Source organism: Kitasatospora sp. NBC_01300, from assembly GCF_041435235.1.
Lineage (GTDB): Bacteria > Actinomycetota > Actinomycetes > Streptomycetales > Streptomycetaceae > Kitasatospora.
The window spans coordinates 352,315-365,042 of the sequence record NZ_CP108408.1 but is presented as its reverse complement, the minus strand read 5'-3'; the positions used below and the strand labels follow the sequence as shown (position 1 = coordinate 365,042).

The 12,728-nt window shown below is 72.5% G+C and carries 14 protein-coding genes; 6 read left to right on the top strand and 8 right to left on the bottom strand.

Features of this window, described 5'->3' with window-relative positions:
• Window positions 1–27 precede the first annotated feature (27 nt).
• Window positions 28–399: a nuclear transport factor 2 family protein gene (locus OG556_RS01790; protein WP_371515503.1), complete on the top strand. Its 372-nt coding sequence runs from the start codon at window positions 28–30 to the stop codon at window positions 397–399.
• A gap of 60 nt (window positions 400–459) precedes the next feature.
• Here OG556_RS01790 and OG556_RS01785 read toward each other — a convergent pair whose 3' ends face one another.
• The 7 genes from OG556_RS01785 to OG556_RS01755 all read right to left on the bottom strand — a co-directional run bounded on the left by OG556_RS01785 (window position 460) and on the right by OG556_RS01755 (window position 7,102).
• Window positions 460–1,704 carry a cytochrome P450 gene (locus tag OG556_RS01785; protein ID WP_371515502.1) on the bottom strand — a complete coding sequence of 415 codons (1,245 nt, stop codon included), beginning with the start codon at window positions 1,702–1,704 and terminating at the stop codon, window positions 460–462.
• A 141-nt stretch (window positions 1,705–1,845) separates the two neighbouring features.
• Window positions 1,846–2,550 carry a hypothetical protein gene (locus OG556_RS01780; RefSeq protein WP_371515501.1) on the bottom strand — a complete coding sequence of 235 codons (705 nt, stop codon included), beginning with the start codon at window positions 2,548–2,550 and terminating at the stop codon, window positions 1,846–1,848.
• 173 nt (window positions 2,551–2,723) lie between these two features.
• Window positions 2,724–2,891 carry a hypothetical protein gene (locus OG556_RS01775; RefSeq protein WP_371515500.1) on the bottom strand — a complete coding sequence of 56 codons (168 nt, stop codon included), beginning with the start codon at window positions 2,889–2,891 and terminating at the stop codon, window positions 2,724–2,726.
• A gap of 176 nt (window positions 2,892–3,067) precedes the next feature.
• Window positions 3,068–3,664 (bottom strand): RICIN domain-containing protein, encoded by a 597-nt coding sequence (locus OG556_RS01770; RefSeq protein WP_371515499.1) that lies wholly within the window; start codon window positions 3,662–3,664, stop codon window positions 3,068–3,070.
• 53 nt (window positions 3,665–3,717) lie between these two features.
• Complete coding sequence (locus tag OG556_RS01765; protein ID WP_371515498.1) at window positions 3,718–4,350, bottom strand: hypothetical protein; 633 nt, start codon at window positions 4,348–4,350, stop codon at window positions 3,718–3,720.
• A gap of 206 nt (window positions 4,351–4,556) precedes the next feature.
• Window positions 4,557–5,636 carry a helix-turn-helix transcriptional regulator gene (locus tag OG556_RS01760; RefSeq protein ID WP_371515497.1) on the bottom strand — a complete coding sequence of 360 codons (1,080 nt, stop codon included), beginning with the start codon at window positions 5,634–5,636 and terminating at the stop codon, window positions 4,557–4,559.
• A gap of 140 nt (window positions 5,637–5,776) precedes the next feature.
• Complete coding sequence (locus OG556_RS01755) at window positions 5,777–7,102, bottom strand: radical SAM protein (RefSeq protein ID WP_371515496.1); 1,326 nt, start codon at window positions 7,100–7,102, stop codon at window positions 5,777–5,779.
• A gap of 268 nt (window positions 7,103–7,370) precedes the next feature.
• On the opposite strand from OG556_RS01755, the gene OG556_RS01750 reads away from it, so the two are divergent.
• A complete protein-coding gene (locus OG556_RS01750; protein WP_371522522.1) occupies window positions 7,371–8,594 on the top strand; it encodes a family 2 encapsulin nanocompartment cargo protein terpene cyclase in 1,224 nt (407 codons plus the stop codon).
• 54 nt (window positions 8,595–8,648) lie between these two features.
• Window positions 8,649–9,533 carry a geranyl diphosphate 2-C-methyltransferase gene (locus tag OG556_RS01745; protein ID WP_371515495.1) on the top strand — a complete coding sequence of 295 codons (885 nt, stop codon included), beginning with the start codon at window positions 8,649–8,651 and terminating at the stop codon, window positions 9,531–9,533.
• A 97-nt stretch (window positions 9,534–9,630) separates the two neighbouring features.
• Here the strand turns inward: OG556_RS01745 and OG556_RS01740 are convergent, their stop codons facing one another.
• Window positions 9,631–10,284 (bottom strand): dihydrofolate reductase family protein, encoded by a 654-nt coding sequence (locus OG556_RS01740; protein ID WP_371515494.1) that lies wholly within the window; start codon window positions 10,282–10,284, stop codon window positions 9,631–9,633.
• 203 nt (window positions 10,285–10,487) lie between these two features.
• Between OG556_RS01740 and OG556_RS01735 the strand changes: the two genes are divergently transcribed.
• The 3 genes from OG556_RS01735 (at window position 10,488) to OG556_RS01725 (ending at window position 12,661) form a co-directional block, all read left to right on the top strand.
• A complete protein-coding gene (locus OG556_RS01735) occupies window positions 10,488–11,567 on the top strand; it encodes a phosphatidylinositol-specific phospholipase C domain-containing protein (RefSeq protein WP_371515493.1) in 1,080 nt (359 codons plus the stop codon).
• 275 nt (window positions 11,568–11,842) lie between these two features.
• The gene (locus OG556_RS01730) at window positions 11,843–12,175 is read left to right on the top strand and encodes a ribonuclease domain-containing protein (protein ID WP_371522520.1); all 333 of its coding nucleotides are present in this window, start codon (window positions 11,843–11,845) and stop codon (window positions 12,173–12,175) included.
• 135 nt (window positions 12,176–12,310) lie between these two features.
• Window positions 12,311–12,661, top strand: coding sequence for a 5-carboxymethyl-2-hydroxymuconate Delta-isomerase (locus OG556_RS01725; protein WP_371515492.1), 351 nt, complete (start codon window positions 12,311–12,313; stop codon window positions 12,659–12,661).
• Window positions 12,662–12,728: the final 67 nt, after the last annotated feature.

Here is a 12,728-nt window from a genome sequence, read left to right as displayed (position 1 = left end):
TCGACCCGACGGACACAGGAGTTCGGCATGGCACAGAGCATCGGCGAGACGGTCATCTCGGGTCTGCGGCTGCTGGAGGCGAACGACTTCGCCGGCTTCCGGGCGCTGTGCACCGAGAAGGCCACGGTCTGGCAGAACGACGGCAAGGACGAGCAGGCGATCGACGAGCGGCTCGTGCACTTCGAGGCCTTCGCCGCCGGCGTCGAGTCCCTGCGGTTCGAGGTCCTCCGCCAGTTCGAGAAGCCGGACGAGGTGCTCCAGCAGCACGTCATCCACCTGCTGTCGGCCGACGGGATCGTCCAGGAGGTCCCGACCGTCGTGTACTTCCGGTTCGAGGGCGGCCTGATCGACCGGATCGAGGAGTGCCTCTACACCGTGCCGAAGGGCAGCACGGCCTGACGGACCGACCGGCCCGCGCGGGCCCGGCGAACAGCCGCCGGCCGCCGGGGCGGCCCCCGCTCAGCCGTCGGCACGCCCGGCGGTGAGCAGGACGGGGAGCGACCGGTGGCCGTTGGAGATCAGCGACGCGACCGGGCCCAGCTCGGCGCCCGGGGCGAGCGAGAGGTCGGGGAAGCGCTCGAAGAGCTTGCGCAGCGCCGTCCCGGCCTCCATCCGGGCCAGCGGCGCGCCCAGGCAGAAGTGCGGGCCGTGCCCGAAGGCGAGGTGGTCCTTCACGGGCCGGGTGACGTCGAAGACGTCGCCGGTGGTGCCGTACCGGCAGGGGTGGCGCCCGGCGGCCGCGTACGAGGGGAGGATGACCTCTCCCCGGCGGATCGTCACCTCGTCCGACAGCCGGATGTCCTCGACGGCGAAGCGCAGCGGCAGGTGCGCCAGCGGGGCGTCGCGGCGCAGCGCCTCCTCCACGACGTCGCTCCACTGCGCCCGGCCCGCCCGGACCGCGGCGAGCTGTTCGGGGTGGGTGAGCAGCAGTGCGATGCCGTTGTCGATCAGGTTCACCGTCGTCTCGTAGCCGGCCGAGACCACCAGCAACAGGGTGTCGCGGAGCTCCTCCTCGGTCAGCGCGGCGCCGTCGCCCTCGGTGTCGCGGGCGGCGATCAGCAGGGACGTCATGTCGTCGCCCGGGTGCCGGCGCTTCGCGGCGATCAGCCCTTCGAGCATGGCGAAGAACGCCGCCGCGTTGGCCTCGGACTCCTCGGGCGTGAGGGTGGTGGAGAAGACCCGGTCGACGATGTGCCGGAACCCCTCCTGGACGTCCTCCGGCAGGCCCAGGAGCCGGCTGATCACCTGGATCGGCAGCGGGTAGGCCAGCCGCTCGCGGAGGTCGACCGGCACGCCCGGCGGCGTCGCGGCCAGGTCGTCGAGCAGCGCGTCGGTCAGCTGCTCGATGCGCTCGGCGAGGGCGCCGATCTGACGGGCCGTGAAGGCCGACCCGACGAGCCGGCGCAGCCGGCGGTGGTCGCCGCCGTGCGCGTTGAACATGTTCCGGACGGTGATCCACAGGGCCAGTGGCCAGGTGGGGACGACCTCGGCGAAGTCCGGCCAGTGCTGGTGGCCGTCCTTGGAGACCCGGGGGTCCTTGAGGAGCTCTTCGAGCAGGACGGGGTCGGCCACGGCCCAGGCCTCGACGCCGAGGATGTCGACGGGCGTCGCCGGGCCGCGGGCGCACAGTTCGGCGGTCTCGGCGTCACGGTCGCGGCCGGTGGGGTCCAGGACGAGGCGGGGGCGGTCCAGCGGGCGGTCCATGGGGCTCCTTCGCTCGGGTCGGGGCGGGCGGGAGGCGCCGGAACAGCGCACCGGATCGAGGATGCGGCCGCGACCCCGCCGCAGTCGAGAGGGCGTCCCGGCCCGGAGTGGCGGACGTGCGGCAGGAGCGGTGCCCGACCGTCAGGCGGGCGCTGCGGCGCGGGACTCCCGGAGGCTGCGGCGGGCGGCGGCGGTGACGAGCAGGATCCAGAGCAGGCTGAGGCCGCCCAGGGCGTAGACGCCGCCACGGAGGAAGGAGAAGTCCAGGTCGGTGCCGGCCGGCGGGGCCCAGCCGTCGGGGTCGACGAGGACGGTGGTGGTGGTGCCGGCGGAGGACGACCCGGAGCAGCCCGAGCCCTGGAACCTGGGGTGCGGCAGCGGCTTGCCGTCCGTGCGGCGGATCGCGCAGGACCAGCTGATCCGGCCGCTGCGGTCCTTCGAGCTGTGGGCCTCGGTGACGACCACCTCGGTCCGCTCCCCGCGGTGCGCGAGCACCTCCGCCCGGATGGTGGTGGGCGGCAGGGCCAGCAGCAGGACGCCCAGCAGGACGCCGGGCCAGAGCACCCAGCCCGCCGTCCGGACCACCATCAGTCCGCCCAGCGCGGCGATGAGCACCAGCACGGCGAGGATCGTGAACAGGGCGGAGTGGTCCGGGTCCACGGCGAGTGCCATCAGGCCGACGAGCAGCAGCGGGGCGAGCACCGCGACCAGGACGGCCGCCCGGCGGATGGTGCGGGGCGCGAGCGGCTTGTCCTTCCGGGGCTTCCGCTTGGCGCTCTTCGGCCGCTGGGCGGCGGCGGCCGCCGCGCTCAGTGGTCTCTTCTGCTTCTTCCTGCCCTGTGCCACGTGGCCCCCGTTCGGTGCTGCGTCGGACTGCTCGCGACAGTCTGACCTGCGGCGCGGGGGCGCGGAAGAGCGGGGGAGGGGCGCCGGGCCGGCCCGGCGCGCCGGTCGACGGACCGGTGCCCCCTCGGGTGCGCCCGCAGCCGGGTCCGCAGCCGGGGCCGCAGCCGGGGCCGTCAGCGGCGCCCGAACAGCCTCGCCAGGAAGCCGCCGCCCTTGCCCTTCGTCCGGTCGCAGGCGCAGCGGCCGGACTTGGGCACCCCGGCGAGCACCTGCTCGACGTGCATGCCGCACCCCGCGTAGCCGGCCTTGCCGCAGGTCCGGCAGGTGGTTCGTCGACACATCGCGCTGCTCCTCACGTCGCACCCCCGGATGGGGTGGCCAGTCCTGCCAGGATACCCCACCCGGTATTTTTGGACGCGTACCCCGGGGCCGGCGCCCCGGAACCCGTCGTGCCCGGCCGGGGCTGTCCGGCCGGGCACGACGGGCGTTCCTCGCGGTGCGCCGTGCGGTCGGACGGTCAGACGGCCTGCAGGTAGAACAGGTCCGGTCGGCTGTCCTGGACGATCTGGTAGCCCAGGCCGTCGCTGTGGTCCTGGGCGGCGACCCACTTGCCGGAGTTCACGTTCTGGAGGGCGAAGCGGTTGCTGCCCGGAACCTTCGCCATCCAGAACGCCTGGTTCTCGGGGACGACGTCACCGCAGCCGACCGTGATGATCCAGTTGCCGTTGTCCTTTCCCCAGCGGTCGACGACCATGCACCAGCCGCGCCAGCTGTCGCGGAAGTACACCAGCTCGCGGCCGTCGGAGGTGTGCTTGCGGCAGACCTGCCACTTCTGGTTCGACTCGTCACCCCAGAAGTACTGGATGACCGAGCCGTGGTTCCCGGACGAGAGAGCGACGGTCAGCGGCCGGTCGGCCCCGGCGGTGTTGATGCGGTAGAGGCCGGGGTCGCAGGGGTATTCGCTCTCCGGGTCGGCGGCGAGTGCGGTGGCCGACGCGGGGGTGGCCAGGGCGGTGGGGGCGGCGGTGAACAGCAGGGCGCCGACGGCGGCCGCCGTACCGAGGACGTTCAGCGGGCGTCGGGCCCGGGAGCGTCGAGGGTGCGGTTCGGGCATGGTGGACTCGCTTTCGCAGCAGGTGGGTTGGGTGATTTCCGCGATCCTGGGCATTAGCAGACGAGTCGCGCCCGGGCGGCCGCGCGCAGGGTGCCGGCCGGCTCCGGGTAGGCGCAGGAGACGGTGCCCTGCTCCGGGACGTCGAAGGTGGTGAAGGTGCCGGGGCCGTTCGGGCTGGTGTTGATCCAGTAGCCCGTGTTCCCGCTGCGGGCGCAGATGTAGCGGACCCACTCGCCGGTGACCTTCCGGGTGCCGCGGTAGAGGCCGTAGTAGCCGGGGCTGTTGAAGTTCACGGTGTCGGTGACGGTGGTGGTGCGGGTGGTCGCCTTGGTGGTGGCCACGGAGAATCCGACCTTGACGCTCACCTTGGCGAAGATCGCCTTGAATTCGGCGCTCACCTCGGTGCTGGTGTTGATCGTGGTGCTCACCGAGTCGACCTCGCTGAGGGTCTTGGTGTAACTGCCGGTGGTGCCGGGGGTGATCGCGACCGCGAGGAAGTCGGTGACGGTCGGTTCGACCCGGGCGGAGGCGATGTCCTCCCACAGGTAGTCGCGGGCGGGGTCGCAGGTGGCGGTCGGTGGTGCGGTGTCGGCGTGTGCGGGCGCGGCGCCGAGGCCGAGCCCGGTCACCGCGACCAGTGCGGCGACTCCTGAGGTGAAGGCGGTGCGCCTGGTGCGCGAGCTCATGCGGGTGCTCCTCCGGTGGACGATGAAGGCACTGCGATCCACGTCATGTCATGTGCATGACGTGAATCCCCCGTGGGGAAATCTTCACGTTCGCGGTGGGGCCCCGGCCATCCCAGATTCCTGGGGGCGTGCGGCGGGGCGCGCGTCAGGGGTGCGGGGCGGGGGCTCGGGGCAGGGCGCGCGCCAGGCGTGCGCGGGGCCCCGGGTCAGCAGCGCCCCCCGCCGAGCATGATCCGCGCGATCAGCTCCTGCCGGCTGCCCACCCCGGTCTTGGTGAACACCGACTTCAGGTGGTCCTGCACCGTGTACGGCGTCATCGCGAGCAGCCGGGCCACGTCCCGGGTGTCGCTGCCGCGCACCAGCAGCAGCGCCACCTCCTGCTCGCGGGCGGTCAGCCCGTACGCGGCCAGGTAGAGCGGCATCACCTCGGCCGGCGAGGCGGGCGCGGCCACCACCGTCACCTCGTCCGCCGCCGCGTCGCCGCGCAGCGCCGACCCGTGCAGCAGGTACCAGCGGTCGTCCCGGGTGCGGACCCGTACCGGCGTCTGCGGCGCGGCCAGGCCGTGCGCCGCCCGGCGGGCGTGCTCGGCGGCCATCGCCACGGAGGTCGGGATGCTGAGCGAGGTGGGGGTGGGGTCGGCCAGCCGGTCGAGCAGGTCCTCGGCCGGGCCGGACATCGCCCGCAGCCGGTTGCGCCGGTCGAGCATCAGGACCGCGGGCCCCGCGTCCTCCTGGTCCGGCGCGCCGGCCGGAATGTGGCACGCCCGCAGCGCGTTGCCCAGGTGGCGGGCGGCGGCGCCGGCGAGCTCGCGCTGGCGTCCCAGGTAGGGGCCGCGGTCCGGGGCCCGCATGAACGCCGCGCACCCCCACATCCCGCCCGTCGCGTCGAACACCGCCCGCAGCTCGTCCCCGAACCCGGCCGGCGCTATCTGCTCCCGGAACCGCACGCTCTCCTGCGGGCGCCCCTTGGTCGCCCGGCTCAGCGTCTCCGCCTGCGCCCCGCTGTGCCGGATCTTCGGGAAGGTCGCCAGGTCGTCCTCCCAGACCTCCAGCCTGACGGCGTGCTCGTACGCCGTCAGGCTGAGGTCCTCGCTCTGCACCGAGTTCACCAGACCGGTCGCCGGATCCGCGGTGTGCCAGCACACCGCGTCGAACTCCAGGACCGGGCGCAGCAGTTCGTCCGCCCGCCGGAACACCTCCGGCGCCGTCAATCCCTCCCCGGCGAGCTCCCGCATCCCCTCGATCGCCGACCGCGCCGCCACCCCACGAGCCCCACGTGATCCCATGGCGGGAAGCTAACACGCTGTTCGTACCCCCACCTACGCGCCGATCGGCGGGGTCCGCCTCCTCCTCGCGGTGGGCCGACGGCCCCCGGCGTCATCCTGACGTCCTGTCATGTCGGCCGGGGGCGGCGCGCGCCGGGCGCTCAGCCGGGCAGCGAGTCCATGAAGGAGCTGACCGAGAAGACGGCCTTGCCGGGGCCGGCCGGGCCGTAGCCGGGCGGGGAGGAGAGGCCGAACTCCTCCAGGGTGGCGCGGTAGGCCTGGAGCAGACGGATGTGGTACTCCAGCGGGGCGCCCTGGGGGTTGGCCTTGCCGAGCGGGGTGGTGGGTTCGGGGCACCAGGTGGTGAAGCGGGGCACCACGCCGTGGGACATGAAGAAGCGCAGGCCCTCCCGGGTGGAGGCGATGGCCTCGTCGACGGTGGTGAAGCCGAAGGGCTGCGCCATCTCGACCCCGGCGACGAAGTTGGGGATCACGTTCTCCGGGCCGAACACCTCGGTGGAGTCGAGGATGCGCCGGTGCCACTCGTCGCGGCCGACGTAGCGCTCCTTGCCGGGGCAGTACAGCTCGAACAGGCGCTTGTCCCAGACCTCGAAGTTGGGGTGGTAGATCCGCACGCCGTAGTCGTGGAAGCGCTGGACGTCCTCGCGCGGCAGGGCCTGCGCGACGACCTTGCCGATCCAACGCCCGGGGAAGCGCTCCTCGATGGCCTTGGCGTACTGGCCGTAGAAGTCGGCCTCGTCCCGGCCGCCGACCTGCGAGGTGATGGCGCCGCCGGTGAGGGTGTACGCCTGGGAGGCGCGGGCGGTGTCGTGGCGGTCGATGAGCTCCAGCGCCTCCAGCACCTCCTCGACCGGCTTGACCCCGGTGTAGGGGCGGCCCGCGGCCTTGTGCTGGCGCCAGTTGTGGTTGATGTCGCAGTACTGGCACTCCTCCTTGGCGCCGAAGTACTGGCAGACCCGGAAGACCGTCAGGTAGATCAGGTAGCCCCACTGGATGGTCGGGGCGACCTCCATCACCGACTTCCCGTTGGCCAGGGTGTGCCGGTAGTAGTCCGGCATCGGGGGCAGGCCCACGTCGGCGATCCGCGTGCCGTCGAGGTACAGGCCGAGCGTGCCGTCCTCCCCGGCGCCGACCCGGTACGGCGAGTCCGGGTTGACGCGCACCGACACCACGGTGCGGCGCAGCCCGTACGGGCCGCCGGTGAGCACGACCTCCTCCGGCGGGCGGTTGAGCGCGGCCGCGCCGAGCTCGGGCAGGGTGCGGTGGTCGAAGGAGAAGATGAAGTACGACTTCGGCTTGACCTCGCCGCTCCCGTCGGCGCCGGTGCTGCCGCTGAGGGCGGACTCGTCGAAGGCCATGCCGCCGCGCAGCAGGTCCTCCTTGATCACGGCCTCCCGGGGCACGTCGGGGAAGCGCTCCATGAGGTCCTCGACCAGTGCGGTGCGGCTGCGGCCCTGGGTCTCCATGTGCTGGTACGTCCTTCCTGGCCCCGTTCCGTCACGGGGTCGTGGCCATTCTTCTCCCCCTTACGCCGGCGGGCGCGGCGGACCGATGCATGAGGAGGCGGCGTTTCAAACGCCATACGGGCCTACGTTCACCTGATCGGGTGTAGAAGATCGTCCGGAACGTTTCCGAACCGGTCCCCGCGCCTACGGTTGTGAACCGAGCGAGACGGGGGCGCGTTCGAAGACCGCCCACGCCGTCGGCTCAGGTGACGAACCGTCACGTCCTGCGATCCTTCATCAGAGTCAGAGGAGGCTCCATGCCCCTGTGCACCAGAGCGGGGACACCCTTCGAGCGCACTGCCGCCGTGGCGGTGGGGTCATGAGCTCCTCGGCGATCGAGCGGATCCTTCGCGGGCCGAGCGGCCTGGGCACCGCGGGCCTGAACCTGGCACCGAGTCCCCCCGCGCCCAACACCCCCGCGCCCGGCGTCCCCGCGTCCGACAGCCCCGCGCCGGGCGGTGCCAAGCCGAAGCCCGGCGACGCCATCCCGGGCCTCTACCACCACCCGGTGGCCGAGCCCGACCCGGTGCGGGTGGAGGAGCTGAGCCTCAAGATCAAGGCCTGGGCGCTGGAAGAGGTCGAGCTGTACCCGCCGGACTGGGAGAAGCAGTTCGACGGCTTCTCGACCGGCCGCTACATGGTGGCCTGCCACCCGGACGCGCCCAGCGTCGACCACCTGATGCTCGCCGCCCGCCTGATGGTCGCCGAGAACGCGGTCGACGACTGCTACTGCGAGGAGCACGGCGGCTCACCGGTCGGCCTCGGTGGGCGCCTGCTGCTGGCGCACACCGCGCTCGACCCGCTGCACACCACTCCGGAGTACCACCCGGAGTGGGAGGCCTCGCTGTACGAGGACGCGCCCCGCCGGGCGTACCGCTCCGCGATGGAGTACTTCACCCGGGCCTCCACGCCCTCCCAGGCGGACCGGTTCCGGCACGACATGGCCCGGCTGCACCTCGGGTACCTCGCCGAGGCGTCGTGGGCCGAGACCGAGCACGTCCCGCAGGTCTGGGAGTACCTGGCGATGCGGCAGTTCAACAACTTCCGCCCCTGCCCGACGATCACGGACAGCGTCGGCGGCTACGAGCTGCCGGCCGAACTGCACGCGCTACCCGCCATGCAGCGCGTGATCGCCCTGGCCGGCAACGCGACCACCATCGTCAACGACCTGTACTCGTACACCAAGGAGCTGTCCATCCCCGGACTGCACCTGAACCTGCCCGTGGTGATCGCCGAACGCGAGGACTGCTCGCACCGGGACGGCTACCTCAAGGCGGTCGAGGTCCACAACGACCTGATGCACGCCTTCGAGGCCGAGGCGGCCGCGCTGGCCGCGGCCTGCCCCGTCCCGACCCTCGTACGGTTCCTGCGCGGTGTGTCCGCGTGGGTCGACGGCAACCACTTCTGGCACCGGACCAATTCCTTCCGCTACACCCTGCCCGACTTCTGGTGACCACCGTTTCCGGCAGCCATCCCCTTCCGTTGATCACCCGCTAGGAGCTGACGCATGTCCCTGACCGACGACATCACCACCCCCGCCGACAACGCCGCCATCCCCGGGCCGGCGACTCCCTACCAGGGCGACATCGCACGTTACTGGGACCACGAGGCACGGCCGGTCAACCTTCGCCTCGGCGACGTGGACGGCCTCTACCACCACCACTACGGCATCGGCGACGTCGACCAGGCCGCCATCGGCGACCCGGCCGACAGTGAGCGCGAGAAGAAGGTGATCACCGAGCTGCACCGCCTGGAGTCCGCGCAGGCCGAGCTGCTCCTCGACCACCTGGGCGCGGTTTCGGCCGACGCCACCCTGGTGGACGCGGGCTGCGGCCGCGGCGGCTCGATGGTGATGGCCCACCAGCGCTTCGGCTGCCGGGTCCAGGGCGTCACGCTCTCCGCCAAGCAGGCCGAGTTCGGCAACAACCGGGCCCGCGAGCTGGGCATCGGCGACTTCGTCCGCTCGCAGGTCTGCAACATGCTCGACATGCCGTTCGAGACCGGCCAGGTGGCGGGCTCGTGGAACAACGAGTCCAGCATGTACGTCGACCTGCACGACCTGTTCGCCGAGCACTCCCGGATCCTCGCCGTCGGCGGGCGGTACGTGACCGTCACCGGCTGCTGGAACCCCGCCTACGGGCAGCCGTCCAAGTGGGTCTCGCAGATCAACGCGCACTTCGAGTGCAACATCCACTCCCGCCGGGAGTACCTGCGGGCCATGGCCGACAACCGGCTGGTGCCGCAGGCCGTCATCGACCTGACCCCCGCCACCCTGCCCTACTGGGAGCTGCGCGCCACCTCCTCGCTGGTCACCGGCATCGAGGAGGCGTTCATCAACTCCTACAAGGACGGCTCCTTCCAGTACGTCCTGATCGCGGCCGACCGGGTCTGACCGGGGTCCGGCCGGGTTCTGACCAGGCCTGACAGGTCTGACGGTCCGAGTGCGACGGTGGCCTCCCCGCGGGTGCGGGGAGGCCACCGTTCTTCGGCTACCGCCGGGTGAAGGTGAGGTGGGTGACGCCGCTCGGGCTGGTCACCGCCTCGGTGCGGAAGCGCTGCTCCAGGCCTTCGAGCCCGTCCCAGAGCCGCTCGCCGCGGCCGAGGACGATCGGCACCACCACCACGTGCAGGTGGTCGATCAGGTCCGCCGCCAGGAAGGCCCGGACGATGCTCGGGCCGCCGCCGATCCGGACGTCCTTCCCGTCGGCCGCCGCCTTGGCCTGGCGCAGTGCCTCCTCGGGCGTGGCGTCGAGGAAGTGGAAGGTCGTCCCGCCCGCCATCTCCAGCGTGGGGCGCGGGTGGTGGGTGAGGACGAAGACCGGGGTGCGGAACACCGGCTCCGGCCCCCACCAGCCCTTCCACTCGTGGTCCTGCCACGGGCCGCGCTGCGGGCCGAACTTGTTGCGCCCCATGATCTCCGCACCGATGCCGTCGCTCCAGGTGCGGGCCATCGCGTCGTCGACTCCGGTGTCGCCGCCGGAGTCGCCCGCCCGGCCGTGCATCTGCCGGAAGGTCCGGGTCTGGAAGAACCAGCCGTGCAGCCGGTCGCCGGCGTGGCCGAACGGCGAGTCGAGGCTCTGCCCCTCGCCCGTTCCGTAGCCGTCGAGCGAGATCGAGAAGTTGTGGACGCGGACCAGGGACACGGGAGTTCCTCCGGTGCTCGGTGCTCCGGCGCGGACCGGGCCGCGCCTGCTGGACGGCCCACGCTAACCCGGGCGGGAGCGGTACAGCCGTCACGCTATTGTCGTGTCTTCTTCACCCGAAGCTCGCCCTGGTGGGCGATGCTTCGTCCGACCGTCCGGGAGGGGCGGCCGGAGGCACATCCGCACCTGGGGGGACAGTACCTGTGACCGTACGCCGCACCGCCGCCGCCATCCTGGCGGCCGGCCTGCTCGCCGCCGCCGCGGCCCTGGTTCCGACGACCGCCGACGCGGCGCAGGACGCGGCCGCGAGCGGCCCGGCGGACCTGCCGTTCGGCTCGGCCACCACCGTCGGCCTGCACAACACCTACGACCCGGCCGCCTACCCGTACCTCGCCCAGGGGCTCGACACCGGCACCGGGATGATCGAGCTGGACATCTGGACGGACGTCGTCACCAAGGAGTGGAAGGTCAGCCACTCCAACCCGCTCGGCAACTCCAACAACTGCACCGCCGCCAGCACCCCGGCGCAGCTCTACAGCGGCGGCGCCAACAAGAACCTGGAGAACTGCCTCGACGACGTCCGGGTCTGGCTCGGCGCCCACCCCGGCGCCGGCCCGCTGGTGGTCAAGCTGGAGCTGAAGGCGGGCTTCTCCGCCAACCTCGGCATGGGGCCGAAGGAACTGGACGCGCTGATCGCCGCCCACCTGGGTTCGGCCGTGCTGCGCCCCGCCGACCTGCTCGCCAAGCCGGGCGGCGGCTCGTACGCCGGCGTCGACGAGGCGGTGCGGGCCGGCAACTGGCCGAGCCGCGCGGCGCTGGCCGGAAAGGTCCTGCTGTACGCGATCCCGGGGACGGTCGAGGAGAGCAACCCCTTCGACACCCTGCACACCGACGTCGAGTACGGCCGCCACCTGCGCGACCTCGCCGCCGCCGGCCGGATCGGTGACGCCCAGCTGTTCCCCGCCGTGCACGGTGCCAAGACCGGCGACCCGCGGGCCGCGTACACGGGCGCGGACGCCGGGATCCGGCCCTGGTTCGTGGTCTTCGACGGCGACGCCGCCACGTACCTCAACGGCGTCGACACCGCGTGGTACGACCGCTCGCACTACCTGCTGGTCATGACGGACGCGCACAACGTGGCGCCCGCCATCAGTGCCACCGACCCGACGGCGGACCAGGCCCGCGCCCGCACCGAGCAGCTGGCCCGGGCGCACGCCAGCATCGTCTCCAGCGACTGGCGCAAGCTGCCGGCCGTCCAGTCCCTGGCCCTGCCCCGGGGCTGACGCCGGGACGCCGGACGCGCCACCGAGGCGGTGAACGCCCCGGTGGCGCAGTCGTGTCCGGCCTCGGCTCGGCTCGGCTCGGCTCGGCTTCGCGCGGGGCGGGCCCGGCCGACTGCTGTCCAGGTCAAGTCCGTTGCGGGTACGTCGAGTTGACCAGAGATGAAGAGTTGGATCAGGGCTTTCGGCGGGCCGGGCCGGTCGCCATGCTGGTTGTCATGACCCGAACTCTACGCGCGTGGAAGTCTCGCGCCGCCGCCGTCACCACCGTCGCCCTGATGACCCTCGCGCCCGTCGCGGTCGCCACCGAGGCGCACGCCGCGGTGAGCGGCTCGGTGTGCCTGTCCGCCCTGCCGTCGCAGGCGCGCACCACGCTCAACCTGATCGCCTCCGGCGGGCCGTTCCCGTACAGCCAGGACGGCGTGGTGTTCCAGAACAAGGAGCACGTGCTGCCGAGCCAGCCCTCCGGCTACTACCACGAGTACACCGTGGTGACGCCCGGCTCGCCGACCCGTGGCACCCGCCGGATCGTCACCGGCCAGCGCACCCGCGAGGACTACTACACCGGCGACCACTACGTGACCTTCCGTCTGATCAACTTCGGCTGCTGACCGGCTCCTCACGCTCCCGGGCTCCCGGTGCCCCCGGCGCAACAGGGGGCCCGGGAGCGCCGCGAGGCCGCACACGGTAGCGTCGCGGCACTGTCCGAGGAGCCCCGCGAGGGCTCCGTCTCCTGGGAGGTCTCCGTGCCGCAGATCCTGGTCGACCACTCCGCCGGCCTCGACCTCGACGAGGTGGGCTTCGCCGAGGAGGTCCACCGGCTGATCGCCGAGGTGATCGACACCACCGTGGCGGACTGCAAGACGCTGTTCCGCCCGGCCGGGCGCCACCTGGTCGGCGACGGAACGGGCGGGCGCGCGGTCGTGCTGGTGGAGGTCAAGATCCTGGCCGGCCGCAGCACCGCGCAGCGCGCCGAGCTGACGGCCCGGGTGCTCGCCGCGTTGGAGGCCCGCCTCGCCGTGCCCGCCGCGATCGGCGTGGAGGTCACCGAACTGGACCGCGAGACCTACCGCTTCGTCCACCACCCCGGCCGGTAGCACCGGGCCGCCGGGGCCGCGGACCTCGCCGCGTCCGATACCGCGCCACCCCGATCGGTGCCATGCT

Coding starts and splice junctions, on each gene's coding strand:
- OG556_RS01790 (WP_371515503.1), top strand. CDS start 28: ATGGCACAGAGCATCGGCGAGACGGTCATCTCGGGTCTGCGGCTGCTG.
- OG556_RS01775 (WP_371515500.1), bottom strand. CDS start 2,891: ATGTGTCGACGAACCACCTGCCGGACCTGCGGCAAGGCCGGCTACGCG.
- OG556_RS01765 (WP_371515498.1), bottom strand. CDS start 4,350: ATGAGCTCGCGCACCAGGCGCACCGCCTTCACCTCAGGAGTCGCCGCA.
- OG556_RS01755 (WP_371515496.1), bottom strand. CDS start 7,102: ATGGAGACCCAGGGCCGCAGCCGCACCGCACTGGTCGAGGACCTCATG.
- OG556_RS01760 (WP_371515497.1), bottom strand. CDS start 5,636: ATGGGATCACGTGGGGCTCGTGGGGTGGCGGCGCGGTCGGCGATCGAG.
- OG556_RS01770 (WP_371515499.1), bottom strand. CDS start 3,664: ATGCCCGAACCGCACCCTCGACGCTCCCGGGCCCGACGCCCGCTGAAC.
- OG556_RS01745 (WP_371515495.1), top strand. CDS start 8,649: ATGTCCCTGACCGACGACATCACCACCCCCGCCGACAACGCCGCCATC.
- OG556_RS01785 (WP_371515502.1), bottom strand. CDS start 1,704: ATGGACCGCCCGCTGGACCGCCCCCGCCTCGTCCTGGACCCCACCGGC.
- OG556_RS01730 (WP_371522520.1), top strand. CDS start 11,843: ATGACCCTCGCGCCCGTCGCGGTCGCCACCGAGGCGCACGCCGCGGTG.